The organism is Variovorax sp. 10L426, assembly GCF_056395305.1.
The window spans coordinates 311,107-332,141 of the sequence record NZ_JBFTJF010000004.1 but is presented as its reverse complement, the minus strand read 5'-3'; the positions used below and the strand labels follow the sequence as shown (position 1 = coordinate 332,141).

Annotated in this window: 18 protein-coding genes; 9 read left to right on the top strand and 9 right to left on the bottom strand. The window is 63.5% G+C overall.

The annotated features are described in order from the left end of the window. Positions 1 to 18: 18 nt before the first annotated feature. The 3 genes from AC1DHL_RS08245 to uvrB form a co-directional block, all read right to left on the bottom strand. Positions 19 to 1,239, bottom strand: coding sequence for an IscS subfamily cysteine desulfurase (locus AC1DHL_RS08245; protein ID WP_478161656.1), 1,221 nt, complete (start codon positions 1,237 to 1,239; stop codon positions 19 to 21). 72 nt (positions 1,240 to 1,311) lie between these two features. Next, positions 1,312 to 1,848: a Fe-S cluster assembly transcriptional regulator IscR gene (gene iscR / locus AC1DHL_RS08240; RefSeq protein WP_028253560.1), complete on the bottom strand. Its 537-nt coding sequence runs from the start codon at positions 1,846 to 1,848 to the stop codon at positions 1,312 to 1,314. Positions 1,849 to 2,062: 214 nt separating this feature from the next. Further along, on the bottom strand, positions 2,063 to 4,195 hold the full coding sequence (gene uvrB / locus AC1DHL_RS08235; protein WP_478096907.1) for an excinuclease ABC subunit UvrB: 2,133 nt from the start codon (positions 4,193 to 4,195) through the stop codon (positions 2,063 to 2,065). A 113-nt stretch (positions 4,196 to 4,308) separates the two neighbouring features. Here uvrB and AC1DHL_RS08230 point away from each other — a divergent pair, with 113 nt between their 5' ends. The 4 genes from AC1DHL_RS08230 (at position 4,309) to AC1DHL_RS08215 (ending at position 8,369) form a co-directional block, all read left to right on the top strand. Beyond that, on the top strand, positions 4,309 to 5,505 hold the full coding sequence (locus AC1DHL_RS08230) for an amino acid aminotransferase (protein ID WP_478161655.1): 1,197 nt from the start codon (positions 4,309 to 4,311) through the stop codon (positions 5,503 to 5,505). A gap of 191 nt (positions 5,506 to 5,696) precedes the next feature. Then, the gene (locus AC1DHL_RS08225) at positions 5,697 to 7,103 is read left to right on the top strand and encodes a polyhydroxyalkanoate depolymerase (protein ID WP_478161654.1); all 1,407 of its coding nucleotides are present in this window, start codon (positions 5,697 to 5,699) and stop codon (positions 7,101 to 7,103) included. A gap of 4 nt (positions 7,104 to 7,107) precedes the next feature. Continuing rightward, positions 7,108 to 7,743, top strand: a complete 636-nt coding sequence (locus AC1DHL_RS08220; RefSeq protein ID WP_478161653.1) for an RnfABCDGE type electron transport complex subunit B — start codon at positions 7,108 to 7,110, stop codon at positions 7,741 to 7,743. Then, positions 7,740 to 8,369, top strand: a complete 630-nt coding sequence (locus AC1DHL_RS08215; RefSeq protein ID WP_478161652.1) for a LysE family translocator — start codon at positions 7,740 to 7,742, stop codon at positions 8,367 to 8,369. The genes AC1DHL_RS08220 and AC1DHL_RS08215 overlap by 4 nt, the downstream gene beginning before the upstream one ends. 133 nt (positions 8,370 to 8,502) lie before the next feature. On the opposite strand, the gene AC1DHL_RS08210 is transcribed toward AC1DHL_RS08215, so the two are convergent. The 5 genes from AC1DHL_RS08210 to scpA all read right to left on the bottom strand — a co-directional run bounded on the left by AC1DHL_RS08210 (position 8,503) and on the right by scpA (position 15,921). After that, entirely contained in the window at positions 8,503 to 8,979 is a 477-nt protein-coding gene (locus AC1DHL_RS08210) for a VOC family protein (RefSeq protein ID WP_478161651.1), read from the bottom strand. Beyond that, positions 8,979 to 11,027: an acetyl-CoA carboxylase biotin carboxylase subunit gene (locus AC1DHL_RS08205; RefSeq protein ID WP_478161650.1), complete on the bottom strand. Its 2,049-nt coding sequence runs from the start codon at positions 11,025 to 11,027 to the stop codon at positions 8,979 to 8,981. The genes AC1DHL_RS08210 and AC1DHL_RS08205 overlap by 1 nt, the downstream gene beginning before the upstream one ends. A 17-nt stretch (positions 11,028 to 11,044) precedes the next feature. Beyond that, positions 11,045 to 12,577: an acyl-CoA carboxylase subunit beta gene (locus tag AC1DHL_RS08200; protein ID WP_478161649.1), complete on the bottom strand. Its 1,533-nt coding sequence runs from the start codon at positions 12,575 to 12,577 to the stop codon at positions 11,045 to 11,047. Positions 12,578 to 12,624: 47 nt separating this feature from the next. Further along, entirely contained in the window at positions 12,625 to 13,683 is a 1,059-nt protein-coding gene (gene meaB / locus AC1DHL_RS08195) for a methylmalonyl Co-A mutase-associated GTPase MeaB (protein WP_478161648.1), read from the bottom strand. A 78-nt stretch (positions 13,684 to 13,761) separates the two neighbouring features. Beyond that, positions 13,762 to 15,921, bottom strand: coding sequence for a methylmalonyl-CoA mutase (gene scpA / locus AC1DHL_RS08190; protein WP_478161647.1), 2,160 nt, complete (start codon positions 15,919 to 15,921; stop codon positions 13,762 to 13,764). Between the two features lie 126 nt (positions 15,922 to 16,047). Between scpA and AC1DHL_RS08185 the strand changes: the two genes are divergently transcribed. From AC1DHL_RS08185 to AC1DHL_RS08165, 5 genes are all read left to right on the top strand, one after another. Beyond that, the gene (locus tag AC1DHL_RS08185; RefSeq protein ID WP_478161646.1) at positions 16,048 to 16,695 is read left to right on the top strand and encodes a GntR family transcriptional regulator; all 648 of its coding nucleotides are present in this window, start codon (positions 16,048 to 16,050) and stop codon (positions 16,693 to 16,695) included. A 113-nt stretch (positions 16,696 to 16,808) separates the two neighbouring features. Continuing rightward, the gene (locus AC1DHL_RS08180) at positions 16,809 to 17,546 is read left to right on the top strand and encodes an SDR family NAD(P)-dependent oxidoreductase (protein WP_478161645.1); all 738 of its coding nucleotides are present in this window, start codon (positions 16,809 to 16,811) and stop codon (positions 17,544 to 17,546) included. Between the two features lie 42 nt (positions 17,547 to 17,588). Next, a complete protein-coding gene (locus AC1DHL_RS08175) occupies positions 17,589 to 18,428 on the top strand; it encodes a transporter substrate-binding domain-containing protein (RefSeq protein WP_478096931.1) in 840 nt (279 codons plus the stop codon). Between the two features lie 13 nt (positions 18,429 to 18,441). Beyond that, complete coding sequence (locus AC1DHL_RS08170) at positions 18,442 to 19,110, top strand: amino acid ABC transporter permease (RefSeq protein ID WP_478161644.1); 669 nt, start codon at positions 18,442 to 18,444, stop codon at positions 19,108 to 19,110. A gap of 14 nt (positions 19,111 to 19,124) precedes the next feature. Then, positions 19,125 to 19,904, top strand: a complete 780-nt coding sequence (locus AC1DHL_RS08165) for an amino acid ABC transporter ATP-binding protein (RefSeq protein WP_478161706.1) — start codon at positions 19,125 to 19,127, stop codon at positions 19,902 to 19,904. On the opposite strand, the gene dusA is transcribed toward AC1DHL_RS08165, so the two are convergent. Further along, complete coding sequence (gene dusA, locus AC1DHL_RS08160) at positions 19,877 to 20,881, bottom strand: tRNA dihydrouridine(20/20a) synthase DusA (protein ID WP_478161643.1); 1,005 nt, start codon at positions 20,879 to 20,881, stop codon at positions 19,877 to 19,879. The genes AC1DHL_RS08165 and dusA overlap by 28 nt on opposite strands. Positions 20,882 to 21,035 lie beyond the last annotated feature (154 nt).

Genomic DNA, 21,035 nt, shown 5'->3' with positions numbered 1-21,035 from the left:
GGGATACCTCATTGATTTCTAGTGAGCCGACCACTGGATCGTGCTGATGTCGATGCCGTCCTGGAACATCTCCCACAACGGGCTCAGTTCCCGGAGCTTGGCCACGTTGTGCTTGATGGTCGAGATCGCGTAGTCGATCTCTTCTTCGGTCGTGAACCGGCCGATCGTCATGCGCAAGCTGCTGTGCGCGAGTTCGTCGCTGCGGCCCAGCGCGCGCAGCACATAGCTGGGCTCGAGGCTGGCCGAGGTGCAGGCGGAGCCGCTGGACACCGCCAAACCCTTGATGCCCATGATCAGCGACTCGCCTTCGACGTAGTTGAAGCTCATGTTCAGGTTGTGCGGGACGCGGTGCTCGAGATCGCCATTGATGAACACCTGCTCGACATCCTTCAGGCCATCGAGAAGGCGCTTCTGGAGCGCCTGCGCCTTGGCAATGTCTTGCTTCATTTCAAGCTTGGCGAGTCGGAAGGCCTCGCCCATACCCACGATCTGGTGCGTGGGCAGCGTGCCCGAACGCATGCCACGCTCATGGCCGCCACCATGCATCTGAGCTTCGAGACGCACGCGCGGCTTGCGGCGCACATACAGCGCGCCGATGCCCTTTGGCCCGTAAGTCTTGTGGGAAGCCAGGCTCATCAGGTCGATCGGCAGGTTCTTGACATCGATTTCGACCTTGCCGGTCGCCTGCGCCGCGTCGACATGGAAGATCACGCCCTTTTCACGACAGATGTTGCCGAGCGCAACCAAGTCCTGGATCACACCGATCTCGTTGTTCACGAACATCACGCTCGCAAGGATGGTGTCCGGACGGATCGCGGCCTTGAACACTTCCAGGTCGAGCAGGCCGTCTTCCTGGACGTCCAGGTAGGTCACTTCGAAGCCCTGTCGCTCGAGTTCGCGCATAGTGTCGAGCACGGCCTTGTGCTCCGTCTTCACCGTGATGAGGTGCTTTCCCTTGCCCTTGTAGAAGTGGGCGGCACCCTTGAGCGCGAGATTGTTCGATTCGGTGGCGCCGGAAGTCCAGACGATTTCGCGCGGATCCGCGCCGATCAGGTCGGCCACGTCGACACGCGCCTTTTCGACGGCCTCCTCGGCCTCCCATCCCCATGCATGGCTACGCGACGCCGGATTGCCGAAGTGCTCACGCAACCAGGGAATCATCGCGTCGACCACGCGCGGATCAACCGGCGTCGTGGCGCCATAGTCAAGATAGATCGGGAAATGAGGAGTGACGTCCATGGCTGGCTCAGGCTGGCGTGGGGTTTATCTTTGTGGAAGCTGGAAGCAGCGGCGCCCGAAGGCGCCTACAGATCACGATTTGGCGAACGCATTGCCCAATGCGAATACCGAATTCGGCGCATTCACCCTGATCGGCTTGACGACCGGCTGGCTCGAAATCGCGCGCTTGACGGCTGGTTTGTTCTCAATCTGGACGCCCTTGGCGATCTGGTCGTCAACCAGCTTCTGCAACGTCACCGAGTCGAGAAATTCGACCATGCGCTGGTTGAGCGAAGCCCACAGTTCGTGGGTCATGCATCGACCGGCTTCTCCAAGGCAGTTTTCCTTGCCGCCGCACTGGGTGGCATCAATGGGCTCATCGACGGAAACAATGATGTCGGCCACGGTGATATCTGCAGCCTTGCGACCGAGCGAATAGCCGCCGCCGGGGCCGCGGGTCGACTCGACCAGTTCGTGGCGACGCAGCTTGCCGAAGAGTTGTTCGAGATACGACAACGAAATCTGCTGCCGCTGGCTGATTGCGGCCAGCGTGACCGGACCGGTGTTCTGGCGCAGCGCCAGATCGATCATGGCTGTAACCGCAAAGCGGCCTTTGGTAGTGAGACGCATCGCAAGCTCCTTAGTGCTTACCGTTGAAATGACACCTTGGCCGAGGCCTGGGTGACGTCGTCTCCGCCCTGCCCGACCCCTGCTTCACTGGTGAACCAGTTATTGGGAGTCGGCCCTTCATCGCGAAGTTTCTTTGTTGTTGAGTGTTTTGCTCAAGTATAGCAGAAGGCCCTTCGGACTGCTGGGGTAAACCCGATTGCAGTCCTGCGGCGACTCAGGCGGTCGCGTCGCCTGACGACGGAACCGCAATATTGTCGTGCCCCGAGGCTCCAAACGCTTGCTCGCGCAGCAACGCCAGCTGATCCCGGACACGTGCAGCCTTCTCGAATTCGAGATTGCGCGCGTGTTCAAGCATGGTCTTTTCAAGCCGCTTGATCTCGCGCGCGATGTCCTTTTCGGACATGTCCTCCACCTTTGCACGCTCAAGGTCACGCTTTGCGGCTTCCTTCCCGGATTTTTCGCTATACACCCCGTCAATCAGGTCCCGAACCTGTTTGACGATACTTCGCGGCGTGATGCCGTTCGCCTCGTTATGGGCGATCTGGCGGGCGCGTCGACGCTCCGTCTCGTCGATGGCTTTCTTCATCGAATCGGTGACGCGATCGCCATAAAGAATCGCCTTGCCATGGAGGTTTCGAGCCGCGCGGCCGATGGTCTGGATCAGCGAGCGCTCGGCACGCAAGAAGCCTTCCTTGTCAGCATCGAGAATCGCGACCAACGACACCTCGGGAATATCCAGCCCTTCCCTGAGGAGGTTGATGCCGACCAGCACGTCGAACGTCCCGAGGCGGAGGTCGCGAAGGATCTCGACGCGCTCGACGGTATCCACATCGCTGTGCAGGTAACGCACCTTGACGCCGTTATCGCCCAGGTAGTCGGTCAGCTGTTCGGCCATTCGCTTGGTCAAGGTCGTGATCAGCACCCGCTCGTTCTTGTCCACCCGCAGACGGATTTCCTGCAACACATCATCCACCTGGTGCGTGGCCGGACGGACTTCGACCTCGGGGTCGATCAAGCCTGTCGGACGCACCAATTGCTCCACCACATTGCCGGCGTTGTCCTTTTCGTATTGCGCCGGCGTGGCGGACACGAAGATGCACTGACGCATGCGGGTTTCGAATTCCTCGAACTTCAGCGGCCGGTTGTCGAGTGCCGAGGGCAGCCGGAAGCCGTATTCGACGAGCGTCGTCTTGCGCGCCCGGTCACCGTTGTACATGCCGCCGAGCTGCCCGATCATCTGGTGGCTCTCGTCGAGGAACATCAGGGCATCCTTCGGAAGATAGTCGGTCAGCGTGGCTGGCGGTTCCCCCGGCGCAGCACCTGACAGATGGCGGGTGTAGTTTTCGATGCCCTTGCAGTGCCCGATCTCGGCCAACATTTCGAGATCGAAACGCGTGCGCTGCTCGATTCGCTGCGCCTCGACCAGCTTGCCCTCGGCCAGGAAAAACTTCAGCCGTTCGTCGAGTTCCAACTTGATGGTTTCCACCGCATTCAACACCTTGTCGCGCGGCGTGACGTAGTGGCTCGAGGGGTAGACGGTGAAGCGCGGAATCTTCTGCCGAATGCGGCCCGTGAGCGGATCGAACAATTGCAGAGACTCGATCTCGTCATCGAACAGCTCGATGCGGATCGCCAACTCGCTGTGCTCTGCCGGAAAGACGTCGATCGTGTCGCCGCGCACGCGGAAGGTGCCGCGCGAAAAATCCTGCTCGTTTCGCGTGTATTGCATACGAATGAGCCGCCCGATCACGTCGCGTTGGCCGATCTTGTCGCCCGTTCGCATGATGAAGCGCATCTGCGTGTAGTCCTCGGGGGTGCCGATGCCGTAGATGGCGCTCACCGTCGCCACGATCACCGTGTCGCGCCGTTCCAGCACGCTTTTTGTGGCCGACAGCCGCATCTGCTCGATGTGCTCGTTGATCGAACTGTCCTTCTCGATGAACAGGTCACGCTGAGGAACGTAGGCCTCAGGCTGGTAATAGTCGTAGTAGCTGACGAAGTACTCGACGGCATTCTTCGGAAAGAACTCCCGGAACTCGCTATACAACTGCGCCGCCAGCGTCTTGTTGGGTGCAAACACGATCGCCGGCCGACCCAGGCGGGCGATCACGTTGGCCATGGTGAAGGTCTTGCCGGAGCCGGTGACGCCCAGCAGCGTCTGATACACCTCGCCATCCTGGACACCTTCGACAAGGCCGGCGATCGCAGTGGGCTGGTCACCCGCCGGCGGATAGGGCTGGTAGAGCTCGAACGGAGAACCGGGGAACCTGATGAATTCGCCCTCCTTGGCGGGACCCACCGGATCGGCGTGTTGCGACTCAGGAATGACTTCGGACGTTTCTGGCATGGCGTGGACTCGGGAGAGATGCGGCCGCGGCCGGTAAAATTCAAGCGAACCGGAAAGCGTAACGCAGCTCCGGGGTTCACGCGAATCGACCACCCCCCAAAAGGATTTCTCCCATGTCTATGTTCACCGCCGTCGAGATGGCGCCACGCGACCCGATCCTGGGCCTCAACGAGCACTACGCCGCCGACAGCAATCCGCAAAAAGTCAACCTCGGCGTGGGCGTGTACTACGACGACAACGGCAAGCTGCCCCTGCTGAAATGCGTGCAGGCTGCGGAAGAAGACATGATGAAGGCGCCCAGCGCGCGCGGCTATCTGCCGATCGACGGCATCGTCGCCTACGACAACGCAGTCAAGGGTCTCGTGTTCGGCGCAGACAGCGAACCGGTGAAATCCGGCCGCGTCGCCACCATCCAGGCCATCGGCGGCACGGGCGGGCTCAAGGTCGGCGCGGACTTCCTCAAGAAGCTCAGTCCCCAGGCCAAGGTGCTGATCAGCGATCCGAGTTGGGAAAACCATCGCGCCCTGTTCACCAACGCCGGATTCGAAGTCGAAACGTACCCCTACTACGACGCCGCCAAGCGCGGCATCAACTTCGAAGGCATGCTCGCTGCGCTGAAGGCGGCCCCATCCGGCACCATCGTTGTCCTGCATGCCTGCTGCCACAACCCGACCGGCTACGACATCACTGCCGCACAGTGGGATCAGGTCATCGCCGCGGTCAAGGCCGGCAACCTGACGCCCTTTCTCGACATGGCCTACCAAGGCTTCGGCAATGGCATCGCAGAAGACGGCGCCGTGATCGGCAAGTTCGTGGAAGCGGGTCTGACTTTCTTCGTTTCGACCTCCTTTTCGAAAAGCTTCAGCCTGTACGGCGAGCGCGTCGGCGCCCTCTCCGTCCTGTGCCAAAACAAGGATGAAGCCGCCCGAGTCCTCTCGCAGCTCAAGGTCGCGATCCGCACCAACTACAGCAACCCGCCGATCCACGGCGGTGCGGTGGTGGCCGCGGTGCTCAACGACCCTGCGCGACGTGCAGTCTGGGAAAACGAACTCGCAGAGATGCGCGTGCGTATCAAGGCCATGCGCCAAAAGTTGGTCGACGGGCTCAAGGCCGCCGGCGTGAAGCAGGACATGAGCTTCATCACCTCGCAGATCGGCATGTTCAGCTACTCCGGGCTGACCAAGGACCAGATGGTGCGCCTGCGCGAGGAATTCGGCGTCTACGGCACCGACACCGGCCGCATGTGCGTGGCGGCGCTGAACAGCAAGAACATCGACTACGTCTGCCAGAGCATCGCCAAGGTCCTCTGAACCTGAACGGCGGCGCACGTTCGTGGCGCCGCCCCCTCATCGCGGGCTGAACAGGGTCGACTGCGCCGCCAAAAAATAGGTGCACGCAGTGATCTGAATGTCACGCGCACCCTTGTCAAGTTGAACACACACTCTATTTACAGAAAGGTGCAACTGATATATTGCACTGCAATAACTAACCGGGCCTCCCGATGCTCTACCAACTGTATGAAGCGCAACGCTCCCTGATGGAGCCGTTCGCGGACTTCGCGCAAGCCGCCTCCAAACTCTATGGGCAAGGCGCCGTCTTTGGCCAGACACCCATCGCTCAACGGATGGCCGCCGGTTACGACCTGCTCTACCGATTGGGCAAGGATTACGAAAAGCCGGAATTCGGAATCAAGACGGTCAAGGTCGAGGGCCGTGACGTCGTGATCCACGAGAGCATCGAAGTCGAGAAGCCTTTTTGCCATTTGCGCCGCTTCAAGCGCTTCACTGACGAACCGAAGATCCTCCAGACCCTCAAGAGCCAGCCGGTGGTCCTGATCGTGGCGCCGCTGTCGGGCCACTACGCAACGCTGCTGCGCGATACCGTGCGCACCATGTTGCAGGACCACAAGGTCTACATCACCGACTGGGTCAACGCGCGCCTGGTGCCGCTGTCCGAAGGCGAATTCCACCTCGACGACTACATCAACTACGTCGAAGACTTCATCCGCTATCTGCAGACCGAGTACGGCAATTGCCACGTGATCAGCGTTTGCCAGCCCACGGTGCCGGTGCTTGCGGCGGTGTCCCTGATGACGAGCCGCGGGGAAAGGGCACCGCTGTCGATGACCATGATGGGTGGCCCGATCGACGCCCGCAAGTCACCGACGGCCGTGAACAACCTGGCGATGAACAAGAGCTTCGAGTGGTTCGAGAACAACGTGATCTACCGCGTGCCGGACGGCTTTCCGGGCGCCGGGCGTCGCGTGTACCCAGGATTCCTGCAGCACACGGGCTTCGTTGCGATGAACCCCGACCGCCACGCGAGCAGTCACTACGACTACTTCAAGAACCTGATCAAGGGTGACGACGCGAGTGCCGATGCGCATCGCACTTTCTACGACGAGTACAACGCCGTCCTCGACATGGATGCGGACTACTACCTCGAGACCATCCGGACCGTCTTCCAGGACTTTGACCTTGTCAACGGCACGTGGGAGGTGAAGAACCTCGAAGGCGAGCGGGAGCCCGTGCGTCCGCAGGACATCCATTCGACGGGCCTGTTGACGGTCGAGGGCGAACTCGACGACATCTCGGGTGCGGGCCAAACCCGCGCAGCACACGATCTGTGTACGGGGATTTCTGCCGACGAGCAGAAGCATCTCGAAGTCAAGGGTGCCGGGCACTACGGCATCTTCAGCGGACGCCGTTGGCGAGAGCGGGTCTACCCCGAGGTCAAGACGTTCATCGCGGCGCACGACGAGCCGCAGACGCGCGCATCGCACGTGGTGCTGGCCCAGGAAGATGCCGTCACCAAGCCCTCCGCGCCCAAAAAGCGCGCGACATCGGCAGCGGCGCGCAAGACTGCGCCCGCACCCCGGTCACGCACAGCGAAGCGCAAGTCGTCGTGATGCCGTGAGCGGTCTGGCCGTGCGCCTTCTCGAGGCGCTGCCGCAAACGCAGTGCACGCGCTGCGGCTATCCAGATTGCGCGGGCTACGCACGGGCCATCGAAGACGGCGAGGCAGGGATCGACCAATGTCCCCCTGGCGGTGCCGAGGGCGTTGCGCGGCTATCCCGACTCACGGGCCATCCGGCGCGGGGCATCGATCCACGGTTCGGTGTCGAGGGGCCCCGCGCAATGGCGGTGATCGACGAGGCATGGTGCATAGGCTGCACGCTGTGCCTGGATGCTTGTCCGACAGACGCGATCGTCGGCATTCACAAGCGCATGCACACGGTGATCGAAGTCCATTGCACAGGATGCGAACTCTGCATTCCAGTCTGCCCGGTCGATTGCATTTCACTCGAGGTAGCCACGCCCGGCCGAAGCGGTTGGCACGCGTGGTCGCAAGAGCAGGCCGATCACGCACGCCAGCGCTATGAGGCGCATAAGTTGCGGAGCAGCAAGCAGGCCCCCGTCACCGCGTCGGCGCCGGTGGCTACGGCTGACGCGACGCCCCCAACGGACCGCAAACGGGCCATCATCGAAGCAGCCCTGGCGCGCGCTCGTGCGGCGAGCGCATCCAAAACCGGCAGCGGGAAGTCATGAACACCCACACTCTCCTCCTCTTCACGTTCGCCTCGATCGCGCTCGCGATCACGCCCGGTCCGACCATGCTGCTTGCGCTGTCCAACGGCATCGGAGGCGGCATGCGCGCAGCGGGATGGGGCGTCGCCGGCGCTTCGCTGGGCAGCACCATCGTGATCACCACCGTCGCGCTGGGCCTGGGCTCGCTGCTTGCAGCTTCCGAGTGGCTTTTCAACGCGATCCGTATCGGGGGCGTCGCCTACCTGGTCTGGCTCGGCATCAAGCTCTGGCGCGCTCCGGCACCCGACATTGCGAACGAACTTGCAGCGTCAGCGGCCAAACCGCTGCGCGGCCGGCTCGCGATGCTGCGCAGCCTCGCGGTGGCGCTGTCCAACCCGAAGTCCCTGTTGTTCTTTGCCGCCTTTCTGCCCCAATTCGTCGACACGACCCAGGCACAAGGACCGCAATACCTCTTGCTTGGCGCCATCTTCGTCTGCCTCGACACCTGCGTGATGCTGGGCTACGCCACGGCCGGAACGCAGGCCGTGCGCTGGCTTTCGCAGCGCAGCCTGCGCACGCTCAATCGAGGCTGCGCCGTGGGTTTGTGGCTGCTCGCCGGGACGCTCGCGATCTGGCGCAGGAAGTAGGCTCGCCCCCAGGTTGGCTCACTTCGTGTAGCCGCCCACCCCCTGCCGGGGGCAGCACCAGCGGCCCGGCAGAGCCGGTTCCGCGGCGTTTCACCAACGGGCCTGGCTGCGCCGGCCGCGAGGGAGCGCGATATCAGCGGGCGGCCAGGGCCGAGAAGGCGCTGACGACCTCGGGCGGTGCCTGCACGAGTTCGATCAGGACGCCCTCGCCCGAAATCGGGAACTCGTCGTTGGCTTTGGGGTGGAGGAAGCAGATGTCGAAGCCAGATGCGCCCGCACGGATGCCGCCCGGCGCAAAGCGAACGCCCCGCGCAGCCAGCCATTCGACCGCCTTGGGCAGATCATCGATCCACAGGCCCACATGATTCAGCGGCGTCGCGTGGACCGCGGGCTTCTTCTCGGGGTCCAGCGGTTGCATGAGATCGACCTCGACCTTGAACGGCCCGCTGCCGATCGCACAGATGTCTTCGTCGACGTTCTCGCGCTCGCTCTTGAACATGCCCGTGACTTCGAGGCCCAGCATCTCGACCCACAGCTTCTGCAGCCGTGTCTTGTCGGCGCCGCCGATGGCGATCTGCTGGATGCCCAGCACCTTGAATGGGCGGCTCATCACGCGAACTCCATGATCACCTGATCGACCGACAACGATTCGCCCTTGGCGGCCGCGATGTTGCCGACCACGCCGTCCTGTGTCGCGAACAGCACGTTCTCCATCTTCATTGCTTCGATCACCGCCAGCTTCTCGCCCGCCTGGACGCGCTGACCGGGCTGCACCGCCACCTCGACCAGCAGGCCGGGCATCGGCGACATGAGGAACTTGCTCAGGTCCGGCGGCGCCTTGTAGGGCATGAGCTTCAACAGCCGGGCGCCGAGTGGCGACAAAACCATCGCCTCGATCTGCGTGCCGTTGTGCGAGACACGCTGCGAAAGCGGATTCTTGCCGGCCCCGCGCTCGACCTGAGCGGTGAAGGCACGACCATTCACCGTCCCTTCGACACGGACGCTGCCCAGGGCGGACCTGCTGTCGATTTTGTAGCTGTTGCCACCCACCGCAACGGCGCTCGACCCCGTCTGCCCGTGAAAGTCGGTGACTGACACCGGCTTGTGCACGTGCTGGCCGTTGTCGTCGAGCACGACCACCACGAATTGCTCGCCGACCTTGACGCCGTGGCCTTCGAGCTGGCCGCTGATGCCCGATGCACGGGCACGATAGCGTCGGTTCATGTAGGCCGCGAGCGCCACGAGAAAGTCGGGATCGTCATGCGGCACGTCCTCCGCATGAAAGCCCTTGCCGTAGTGCTCGGCGATGAAGCCCGTGTTGAAGTCGCCCGCGACGAACTTCGGATGAGCCAGCAGCGCCGCCTGGAAAGGAATGTTGCTGCTGATGCCCCGAATCACGAATCCGTTGAGTGCCTCACGCATCAGGGCGATGGCGTGCGCGCGATCACGCCCATGGACGATCAGCTTGGCGATCATCGAGTCGTAGAACATCGGGATCTCGCCGCCGTCGTACACGCCAGTGTCGACTCGCACGCCATACAGATGCTCGGTGTCCGCGGAGAACATGGTCTCCTTCGGCGGCTGGAAGCGCACGAGGCGGCCGGTCGACGGCAAGAAGTTGCGGAACGGGTCTTCCGCATTGATGCGGCATTCGATGGCCCAGCCCTCGCGCTTCACGTCCTTTTGCGCCAGCGGCAGCTTCTCGCCGGCGGCGACGCGGATCATCAGTTCCACCAGATCGAGACCGGTGATGGCTTCGGTCACCGGATGCTCCACCTGCAGGCGTGTGTTCATCTCCAGGAAATAGAAGCTCTGGTCCTTGCCGACCACGAACTCGACCGTTCCCGCGCTCTGGTACTTCACTGCCTTGGCCAACGCCACGGCCTGCTCGCCCATGGCCTTGCGAGTCGCTTCGCTGATGAAGGGCGACGGTGCTTCCTCGATCACCTTCTGGTGCCGGCGCTGGATGGAACATTCGCGCTCGTTCAGGTAGATCACGTTGCCGTGCGAATCGCCGAGAACCTGGATCTCGATGTGGCGCGGCTCTTCGACAAACTTCTCGATGAACACGCGGTCGTCGCCGAAGCTGTTGCGCGCCTCGTTGCGGCACGAGGTGAAGCCTTCGAACGCGTCCTTGTCGTTGTAGGCCACGCGCAGGCCCTTGCCGCCCCCCCCGGCCGAGGCCTTGATCATCACCGGGTAGCCGATGTCCTTGGCGATCTCGACGGCACGCTCTGCCGTGTCGATGGCATCGTTCCAGCCTGGAATGGTGTTGACCTTGGCCTCGTTTGCGAGCTTCTTCGACGCGATCTTGTCGCCCATGGCGGCGATCGAATAGTGCTTGGGGCCGATGAAGGCGATGCCCTCGTCCTCCACCTTCTTGGCGAAGGCTTCGTTCTCCGAGAGGAAGCCGTAGCCGGGGTGCACCGCTTCGGCGCCGGTCTGCTTGCACGCCGCGATGATGCGGTCGGCCTGCAGGTAGCTCTCGCGGCTCGGCGATGCGCCGATGTACACGGCTTCGTCGGCCAGTTCGACGTGGCGAGCTTCCTTGTCGGCGTCGGAATAGACGGCAACCGTGAGGATGCCCATCTTCTTGGCCGTCTTGATGACGCGGCATGCGATTTCGCCGCGGTTGGCGATCAGGATCTTCTTGAACATGTTCTTTTCTCCCGGACTCAGAGGGGGATGTTGCCGTGCTTGCGCCACGGGTTGTCGAGTTTCTTCTCACGAAGCATCACGAGGCTGCGGCAGATGCGCTTGCGCGTCTCGCTGGGCAGGATCACATCGTCGATATAGCCGCGCGTGCTGGCGACGTACGGATTGGCAAAGCGCGCCTTGTATTCGGCCTCGCGCGCCGCGAGCTTCTCGGGGTCATTCTTGTCCTCGCGGAAGATGATTTCCACCGCGCCCTTGGCGCCCATCACCGCGATCTCTGCGCGCGGCCATGCGAGATTGACGTCGCCGCGCAAGTGCTTCGACGCCATCACGTCATAGGCACCGCCGTAGGCCTTGCGCGTGATGACGGTGATCTTCGGCACCGTGCACTCGGCGTAGGCGTAGAGCAGCTTGGCGCCGTGCTTGATGATGCCGCCGTACTCCTGGCTGGTGCCGGGCATGAACCCGGGCACATCGACGAAGGTCACGACCGGAATGTTGAACGCATCGCAGAAGCGCACGAAGCGCGCCGCCTTGATCGACGACTTGATATCCAGGCAACCCGCCAGCACCAGGGGCTGGTTGGCGACGATACCAACGCTCTGCCCCTCCATGCGGGCGAAGCCGATCACGATGTTCTTCGCGTAGTCGGGCTGCAGCTCGAAGAAGTCGCCGTCGTCGACCACCTTCGCAATCAGCTCCTTCATGTCGTAGGGCTTGTTCGGGTTGTCGGGGACCAGCGTGTCGAGCGAGAGGTCGGCGCGCTCGGCCGGATCACCGCTCGGGCGCACCGGCGGCTTCTCGCGATTGTTGAGCGGCAGGTAGTTGTAGAGCCGGCGAAGCATCATCAGCGCCTCGATGTCGTTCTCGAAGGCCATGTCGGCCACTCCGCTCTTGCTGGTATGCGTGGAAGCGCCGCCCAGTTCCTCGGCCGTCACGTCTTCGTGCGTGACCGTCTTCACCACCTCGGGGCCGGTGACAAACATGTATGAGCTGTCCTTCACCATGAAGATGAAGTCGGTCATGGCCGGCGAATACACCGCACCGCCGGCGCAAGGGCCCATGATCATGCTGATCTGCGGCACGACGCCGGAAGCCATCACGTTGCGCTGGAACACTTCGGCATAGCCGCCGAGCGAAGCCACGCCTTCCTGGATGCGCGCGCCGCCCGAATCGTTGAGGCCGATGACCGGCGCGCCGACCTTCATGGCCTGGTCCATCACCTTGCAGATCTTCTCGGCATGGGCTTCGCTGAGCGCGCCGCCGAAGACGGTGAAGTCCTGGCTGAAGACGAAGACCAGGCGGCCGTTGATCATGCCGTAGCCGGTGACGACGCCGTCGCCCGGGATCTTGGTGTCGGCCATGCCGAAGTCGCTCGACCGGTGTTCGACGAACATGTCCCATTCTTCGAAGGTGTTGTCGTCGAGCAGGAGTTCGATGCGTTCGCGCGCGGTGAGCTTGCCCTTGGCATGCTGGGCATCGATGCGCTTCTGCCCGCCGCCGAAGCGTGCCTGTTCGCGGCGCTTTTCAAGGTGTTCGAGTATTTCTTTCATGATGTTCTATTGGAGGTTGATCTTGTTGGGTGTATGGGTTCGGCAGGCTACGCCTGCCCCGCTTGCGCGGCGAGAAGATTTCGTGCGGCGGTCGATGCAGGGAGCGTCCCGGCCGCGACCTGGGCCACGGCCTGTGGAAGCAGTTCGCGCACCCCTGGATGGTGGCGAAACGCATGCTTCAGGCCCGCTTCGATGCGCTCCCACATCCATGCGAGCGCCTGCTTTTCGCGGCGCGTCGAAAGCCTGCCATTGGCGGTCTGCAGCGCCTTGAACTGCAGCACCGAATCCCAGAAGGCATCGATGCCCGTTCCGGCCAGCGCACTGAGCTGGATCACCTTGGGCAACCAGAGGCGAACTTCCGACTCCGGCGATCCCGGCTCGGCGTGCGCCGCATGAACGATGTGCGCATGCGCCGGATTGCCGTGGTGGCCAAAGAGCCGCAGCGCCGAAGTGATTTGCGCCTGCGCACGCGTTGCGGCGTCCTTGTCGATATCGGCCTTGTTGATGACGACCAGGTCAGCGAGCTCCATCACGCCCTTCTTGATCGCCTGCAGGTCGTCACCGGCGTTCGGCAACTGCAGCAGCACGAACATGTCGGTCATGCCCGAGACCGCCGTCTCGCTCTGGCCCACGCCCACTGTCTCGACGATCACGATGTCGTAGCCGGCGGCCTCGCACACCAGCATCGCCTCGCGCGTCTTCTCGGCGACGCCACCCAGCGTGCCCGACGAAGGGCTCGGGCGGATGTAGGCGCGCTCGTGCACCGAGAGCTTTTCCATCCGCGTCTTGTCACCCAGGATGGAGCCGCCGGACACGGTGGATGAAGGATCGATCGTGAGCACCGCGACGCGATGGCCGCGCTCGATCAGGAACAGGCCCAGCGTCTCGATGAAGGTCGACTTGCCCACGCCGGGCACGCCCGAGATGCCGAGCCGGAAGGACTTGCCTGTGTGCGGCAGCAGCGCGGTCAGAAGTTCATCGGCCTGCGCGCGATGGTCATCGCGGGTCGATTCGAGCAGCGTGATTGCCTTGGCAATCGCGCGCCGCTGCGAAGGACCGTCCGACGTCACCAACGACTCGGCCGTGACCCGTGTTCGAACCGGCATGTCAGCGCCCGCCCGGCCGCCCGAAGGGCGCGGAGCGCCCCCTCGGGGGGCAGCGAACGAAGTGAGCGTGGGGGCTCATCAGACCGCAACCGCCGCGCGAATTTGCTCGAGCACGTCTTTCGCGCTGGCAGGAATCGGGGTGCCCGGGCCGTAGATGCCCTTCACGCCGGCGTCGTAGAGAAACTCGTAGTCCTGGCGCGGGATCACGCCACCCACGAAGACGATGATGTCGTCAGCGCCCTGCTTCTTCAGTTCCTCGATGATCGCCGGCACCAGCGTCTTGTGACCCGCGGCGAGCGTGCTCACGCCGACCGCGTGCACATCGTTCTCGATCGCCTGCCGCGCGCATTCTTCGGGCGTCTGGAACAGCGGTCCCATGTCGACGTCGAAGCCGAGGTCGGCGAACGCGGTGGCAACAACCTTCGCGCCGCGATCGTGTCCGTCCTGGCCCACCTTGGAGATCATCACGCGCGGACGCCGGCCCTGCTCTTCGGCAAAGGCCGCGATCTCGTTCTGGAGTGCTTCCCAGCCTTCGGCGGAGTCGTAGGCAGCGGCGTAGACGCCCGTCACCTTCTGCGTATCGGCGCGATGGCGGCCGTAGACCTTCTCGAGCGCATCGCTGATCTCGCCGACGGTGGCACGCAGGCGCACGGCCTTGATGCTCAGTTCGAGCAGGTTGCCCTCGCCGCTCTCGGCGGCCGCGGTCAGCGCGTCGAGCGCAGCCTGCACGGCGGCGCTGTCGCGCTTCTCGCGGATGGCATTGAGCTTGGCGATCTGACCGTCACGCACCTTGACGTTGTCGATCTGCAGGATGTCGTGCGTGTCCTCGTTCTTGAGCTTGTACTTGTTGACGCCCACGATCACATCCTTGCCCGAATCGATGCGCGCCTGCTTGTCGGCGGCGGCGGCCTCGATCTTGAGCTTGGCCCAGCCGCTGTCGACCGCCTTGGTCATGCCGCCCATTGCCTCGACTTCTTCGATGATGGTCCAGGCAGCATCGGCCATGTCCTGCGTGAGCTTTTCCATCATGTAGCTGCCGGCCCAAGGGTCGATCACGTTCGTGATGTGGGTCTCTTCCTGGATGATGAGCTGCGTGTTGCGCGCGATGCGGGCGCTGAATTCGGTGGGCAGCGCGATGGCTTCGTCGAGCGCATTGGTGTGCAGGCTCTGCGTGCCGCCGAACACCGCGGCCATGGCTTCGATGGTGGTGCGCACCACGTTGTTGTAGGGGTCCTGCTCGGTCAGCGACCAGCCCGAGGTCTGGCAGTGCGTGCGCAGCATCAGGCTCTTGGGGTTCTTGGGGTTGAACTCCTTCATGATCCGGCACCAGAGCAGGCGGGCGGCGCGCATCTTGGCGACTTCCAGGTAGAAGTTCATGCCGATGGCCCAGAAGAAGCTCAGCCGGCCCGCGAAGTCGTCGACGTCCAGGCCCTTGGCGAGCGCGGTCTTGACGTACTCCTTGCCGTCCGCCAGCGTGAAGGCCAACTCCAGCGCCTGGTTCGCACCGGCTTCCTGCATGTGATAGCCGCTGATCGAGATCGAGTTGAACTTCGGCATGTTCCTGGCCGTGTACTCGATGATGTCGCCGATGATCCGCATCGACGGCTGCGGCGGAAAGATGTAGGTGTTGCGGACCATGAACTCCTTGAGGATGTCGTTCTGGATGGTTCCGCTGAGCTTGTCCTGCGAGACGCCCTGCTCTTCCGCCGCCACCACGTAGCCGGCGAGCACCGGCAGCACGGCGCCGTTCATCGTCATCGAGACGCTGACCTTGTCGAGGGGAATCTGGTCGAAGAGGATCTTCATGTCCTCGACCGAATCGATGGCCACGCCGGCCTTGCCGACGTCCCCGGTCACGCGCGGGTGATCGCTGTCGTAGCCGCGGTGCGTCGCGAGGTCGAACGCGACGCTCACGCCCTGGCCACCGGCAGCCAGCGCCTTGCGATAGAAGGCGTTCGACTCTTCTGCCGTCGAGAAGCCCGCATACTGGCGGATGGTCCAGGGACGCACCGCGTACATCGTGGCTTGCGGTCCGCGCAGATAGGGCTCGAAACCCGGCAGCGTGTCGGTGTATTTCAGGCCCTGCAGGTCGGCGGACGTGTAGAGCGGCTTGACGGCGATGCCGTCCGGCGTGATCCAGTTCAAAGCATTGACATCGCCGCCAGGAGCGGATTTGGCGGCGGCCTTGGCCCAGGCTTCGAGGGTGGCGTTGGAAAATTGAGGTTCGAGTTTGCTCATGGGCGAGGCTTTGAAAGGTCGTGCGAATTCGGGGAAGTCCGCACAGGTGCGGCACGGATCGGTGCGGGAGTTTACCCTATCTGTAATTATTAATTCAAACAATCTGACTTGCGGTACATTCCCCCCATGTCTGCCCTCACCCTCACTCCTCGCGCGCTCTACGAAGAAGTGGCGGAACTGCTTCGCCAACGCATCTTCAACCGCGAACTCGAACCCGGTAGCTGGATCGACGAATTGAAGCTGGCCGATGAATACGGCATCAGCCGCACGCCGCTGCGCGAGGCGCTCAAGGTGCTGGCGGCCGAGGGGCTGGTCACCATGAAGGTCCGGCGCGGTGCCTACGTGACCGAGGTTTCCGACAAGGACCTGGCGGACGTCTATCACCTGCTCAGCCTGCTGGAGAGCGACGCCGCCGGCGTGGTCGCCGAACGCGCCTCCAACGCCGAACTGGCCGACCTCGAAGCGCTGCATGCCGAACTCGAAGCGGCCGCCGCGCCGGGCAACGTGAACCGCCAGAACTTCTTCGCGGTCAACGAGCGCTTTCACATGCGGCTGCTCGCCATCGCCGACAACCGCTGGCGCGACCAGATGGTGGCCGACCTGCGCAAGGTGATGAAGCTCAATCGGCACAACTCGCTGCTGAAGTCCGGGCGCATCGCGGAATCGCTGAATGAGCATCGGGCCATCATGGCGGCGCTCAAGGGACGCAATCCAGCCATCGCCATGGCCCGGATGCAAGAGCACTTCAGCAACGGACTCGAAGCAGCGAACTGAGTGCGCCTGCCGCGCTCGGTGACGCGGCCCGGCAGCATCATTTGCTTGCACAATACTTGCTTCGATAAACGCAAGCGGCGCCGCTCCGGCGATCCGAAGAGAAAGCATCGTGAATGAGTAGTGTGGTCGTGACCGGCGCGGGTTCGGGCATCGGCGCGGCGACATGCAGGCGCCTGGCGGCACAGGGGATCGATCTCGTGATCCACACCGGCAGCCAGCGCGAAGCCGCAGCGGCAGTGGCGCGCGAATGCGGCGCTGTGCGCAGCACGGTGGTGACCGGCGACATGGCCGACGCACGCACGGTCGATGCGCTGCTCGACGCGGCACAGGCGCTCGGCGGATTGCGCGGCGTCGTCGCCAACGCGGGCTTCGCCGACCGGCGCACGCTGGCCCAACTCGACGACGAGATCGTCGAGCGCTCACTGCGCACCATGGTCGTTTCGCTCGCCCACCTCCTGCGCAAATCCCTGCCGCTGCTCGAACAGGCTTCGCACGGGCGATTCGTCGCCGTCAGTTCGTTCGTCGCGCATCGTTTCACACTGGGCGCCTCCAGTTTTCCCGCCACCGCGGCGGCCAAGGCCGGCGTCGAAGCGCTGGTGAAAGCGGCCGCGGCCGAGGTTGCCGCGCGCGGCGTGACCGTCAACGCSGTMGCCCCGGGCTATGTTCAAAAGGAYCGCCCGAACAGCGGCGCCCTGACCGCYGATCAATGGAAGCAGGCRYTGTCACGCGTSCCCGCTGGCCGGCTCGCCACGCCCGACGACATCGCGGCGCCGATCGCCTTCTTGCTGAGCCCCGAAGCCGCGTTCATCACCGGACAGGTGCTGCACGTCGACGGCGGCATGACCTTGTAGACCCAGCGCACCCCGTTTTTTCAACCGATGGAGAACAAACCGATGACAAACCGTCGCCAATTCATTGCCAGCGTCGCCGCAGCCGGTGCCGCGTCGAGTTGGGCCAGCCAGGCCTTCGCGCAAGCGGAGACCGAAAGTGCCTGGGCGCGCATCCACCGCACGAAGGTGCTGCGCATCGGCGCGGTCGCCGGCGCGGCGCCTTACTATCACAAGGATCTGGCAACGGGCGAATGGCAAGGCTTCATGATCGACTTCGCGAAGAGCCTGGCAGGCAGCCTGAACGCCAAGCTCGACATCAACGAGACCACGTGGGGCAATTCGGTGCTCGATCTCCAGTCGAACAAGATCGATGTGTTCTTCGGCCTCAACCCGACGCCCCAGCGCGCGCTGGTGGTCGACTTTTCGGATCCGCTCTTCAACAACGCCTTCGTGCTCGTGGCGCGCAAGGACTTCAACCCCAAGACCTGGGAAGAGCTGAACAAGCCCGACGTGAAGGTCGCAGTGGACATCGGTTCCTCGCACGACCAGATGGTGACCAAGACGCTGCCCAATGCGCAGATCATCCGGCTCGAAAAGGCCGCCGACGCCACGCTGGCGGTGCAGACCGGGCGCGCCGACTGCCAAGTGCTGGCGGTGGTGCTCGCGCTCACGGTCATGAGCAAGAACCCGACCATCGGCCACATCGTGCTGCCCACGCCGACGCAGGCAACCACGACGAACCTCGGCTTCCGCAAGGAAACCGACCGCCAGTGGGTCGAATACGTCAACAAGTGGATCGCCCAGACGCGCGCGAGCGGCAAGGTCAAGCAAGTGGTGCTGGCCAACATGCAAACACTGTCGGGCGTGAAGCCCGATCAGGTGCCAACCGAAATCAGCTTCTGACACCAGGGCCGCCGTGTACCAGTGGGACTTTGAATTTCTCTGGGGCTTTCGCCGGCTCCTCTTCATCGGCCTGGGCTATACAGCCGCCTACACGGTGATCTGTACGCTGCTCGGGCTGCTGATCGGGCTGGCGGTCGCCATGGGCCGACTGTCGCGGCATGGCTGGCTGCGCGCGCCGCTGCGGGGCTACGTCGAAATCTTCCGCTGCACGCCGGTGCTGGTGCAATTGGTGTGGTTCTACTACGCGCTGCCTGTGCTGACGGGCATCCAGATTTCCGCCGCGCTCGCGGCCATTCTGGCGCTGTCGCTCTACGGCAGTTCGTTCTTCTCGGAGATCATTCGCGGCGGCATCATCTCAATCGATCCAGAGCAGAGTGATGCCGCGCGCGCGCTCGGAATGCGCCGCTTCCAGGTGATGCGCCGGGTGGTTCTGCCGCAGGCCTTCAGGCGCATGGTGCCGCCGCTGCTCAATCAGTCGATCCTGCAGCTCAAGAACACATCTTTGCTCTCGGTGCTCGCGCTGCCCGACCTGCTCTACCAGGGCCAGAGCATCGCGCACGAGACCTATCGCCCGCTGGAGACCTACACCGTCGTGGCGCTCGCTTATTTCATCGTCCTGCTGCCGGCCACGATCCTGGTCAAGCGTGCGGAAACCCGCCTCTCGAAGACTGCTCAAGCATGACCCGCACGTCCTCCATGAATGCTCCCATGATCGAGGTGAGCCATCTCGGCAAGAGCTTCGGCGACAACCGCGTCCTGCGCGACGTGTCACTGTCGGTCGGCAAGGGCGAGGTCGTGGCGCTCATCGGGCCCTCGGGCTCAGGCAAATCGACGCTCCTGCGCTGCCTGAACCTGCTGGCCGCGCCCGACGAAGGCACGGTGCGCGTCGGCGACCAGACGATGGCGTTCAAGGGCGCGGCGACACGCCTGCCCAAGGATGCGGTGCTCGCCGCATTCCGCGCGCGCACCGGGATGGTCTTCCAGCACTTCAACCTCTTTCCGCACATGAGCGTGCTGGGCAATGTCATGGAAGGACCGGTGACCGTGCTCAGGCAACCCAAGGCGCAGGCCGAAGCCAAGGCAAGGCTGCTGCTTGGCAAGGTCGGCCTCCAGGACAAGGCTGACGCGTGGCCGGACCAACTGTCAGGCGGGCAGAAGCAACGCGTCGCCATCGCACGCGCGATGGCGATGGAGCCGCAGGTGATGCTGTTCGACGAGGTGACGTCCGCGCTCGACCCCGAACTGGTCGGCGAGGTGTTGCGCGTCATCAAGGTGCTGGCCGAGGAAGGCATGACCATGGTGCTCGTCACCCACGAAATGGCCTTTGCGCGGGAGGTCGCCGATCAGGTGGCGTTCATGCGCGACGGCGTCATTGTCGAATTCGGGCCGGCACGCCAGGTGATCGACGACCCGGCCCAGCCGGCGACGCGCACCTTCCTCACGCGCTTTCACGAAGGCAGGCCGGCCAGCGCCTGAGCGGGCTCCTCGCCGTCCGGCTGCAGTGCGTGCGCCTGCGCCATCACTTCGTAGGGCGACAGCGTCTTGAGCCGATGGTCGCTCCAGACCTGCCGCCAGCGGCGGGCGCCCGGAAGGCCGTTTCGCAGCCCGAGCATGTGGCGCGCGATGTTCGACCACGGCGTGCCGTGCGCCTCGGCCTCACGCACCATGTAGTCGCACATCCGAAGCTCGACCTCTTCGCGCGTGAGCGTCGAGGGCGGCTCGCCGTAGAAGATCGCGTCCCACTCGGCCAGCCACCACGGGTTGTGATAAGCCTCGCGCCCGACCATCACGCCGTCCAATAGCCGCAGGTGCGCCTGCATTTGCGCGATGTCGTTGAAGCCGCCGTTGATCGAGAAACGCAGCGCCGGGAAGTCGTGCTTCAGGCGGTGCACCAGCTCATAGCGCAGCGGCGGCACCTCGCGGTTCTGCTTGGGCGACAGGCCCTTGAGCCAGGCATTGCGCGCATGAACGATGAAGGTCTCGCAACCTGCCTCGCTCACCCTGCCAACGAAGTCGCGCACGAAGTCGTAGCTTTCTACCTTGTCGATGCCGATACGGTGCTTGACGGTGACGGGCACATTGACCACATCCACCATGGCCTTCACGCAATCCGCCACGAGCGCCGGTTCGTTCATCAGACAAGCGCCGAACGCGCCGCGCTGTACACGTTCGCTCGGGCAACCGCAGTTGATGTTGATCTCGTCGTAACCCCATTCCTCGCCCAGCTTCGCGCAATGGGCCAGATCGGCCGGCTCGCTGCCGCCGAGTTGCAGCGCGGCAGGGTGCTCTTCGTCATTGAAGCGCAGGTGTCGCGGGACGTCACCATGGATCAGCGCGCCGGTCGTCACCATTTCTGTGTAGAGCAGCGTGCGGCGCGTGAGGAGTCGATGGAAGAAACGGCAGTGGCGGTCCGTCCAATCCATCATCGGGGCCACGGAGATCAAAGCCGACATAACTCCTTGATTCATAAAAGGTTCTTGCTTTCTACGTTCGCCTGAGGCGGTCGAACTCCCACGGCGCAAGAGCGCCATTTTCTCAGCGCCAGCAGGTGCCCGTCGGACAGCGAGCTAATTTTCAGCTAACAAATGCATCGGCATCATTGGCGCG

What these genes read in the sequence shown, in the direction of transcription:
- AC1DHL_RS08245 (WP_478161656.1), bottom strand. Translation starts at nt 1,239, where the DNA reads ATGGACGTCACTCCTCATTTCCCGATCTATCTTGACTATGGCGCCACG.
- iscR (WP_028253560.1), bottom strand. Translation starts at nt 1,848, where the DNA reads ATGCGTCTCACTACCAAAGGCCGCTTTGCGGTTACAGCCATGATCGAT.
- uvrB (WP_478096907.1), bottom strand. Translation starts at nt 4,195, where the DNA reads ATGCCAGAAACGTCCGAAGTCATTCCTGAGTCGCAACACGCCGATCCG.
- AC1DHL_RS08230 (WP_478161655.1), top strand. Translation starts at nt 4,309, where the DNA reads ATGTCTATGTTCACCGCCGTCGAGATGGCGCCACGCGACCCGATCCTG.
- AC1DHL_RS08225 (WP_478161654.1), top strand. Translation starts at nt 5,697, where the DNA reads ATGCTCTACCAACTGTATGAAGCGCAACGCTCCCTGATGGAGCCGTTC.
- AC1DHL_RS08215 (WP_478161652.1), top strand. Translation starts at nt 7,740, where the DNA reads ATGAACACCCACACTCTCCTCCTCTTCACGTTCGCCTCGATCGCGCTC.
- AC1DHL_RS08210 (WP_478161651.1), bottom strand. Translation starts at nt 8,979, where the DNA reads ATGAGCCGCCCATTCAAGGTGCTGGGCATCCAGCAGATCGCCATCGGC.
- AC1DHL_RS08205 (WP_478161650.1), bottom strand. Translation starts at nt 11,027, where the DNA reads ATGTTCAAGAAGATCCTGATCGCCAACCGCGGCGAAATCGCATGCCGC.
- AC1DHL_RS08200 (WP_478161649.1), bottom strand. Translation starts at nt 12,577, where the DNA reads ATGAAAGAAATACTCGAACACCTTGAAAAGCGCCGCGAACAGGCACGC.
- meaB (WP_478161648.1), bottom strand. Translation starts at nt 13,683, where the DNA reads ATGCCGGTTCGAACACGGGTCACGGCCGAGTCGTTGGTGACGTCGGAC.
- scpA (WP_478161647.1), bottom strand. Translation starts at nt 15,921, where the DNA reads ATGAGCAAACTCGAACCTCAATTTTCCAACGCCACCCTCGAAGCCTGG.
- AC1DHL_RS08185 (WP_478161646.1), top strand. Translation starts at nt 16,048, where the DNA reads ATGTCTGCCCTCACCCTCACTCCTCGCGCGCTCTACGAAGAAGTGGCG.
- AC1DHL_RS08175 (WP_478096931.1), top strand. Translation starts at nt 17,589, where the DNA reads ATGACAAACCGTCGCCAATTCATTGCCAGCGTCGCCGCAGCCGGTGCC.
- AC1DHL_RS08165 (WP_478161706.1), top strand. Translation starts at nt 19,125, where the DNA reads ATGAATGCTCCCATGATCGAGGTGAGCCATCTCGGCAAGAGCTTCGGC.
- dusA (WP_478161643.1), bottom strand. Translation starts at nt 20,881, where the DNA reads ATGTCGGCTTTGATCTCCGTGGCCCCGATGATGGATTGGACGGACCGC.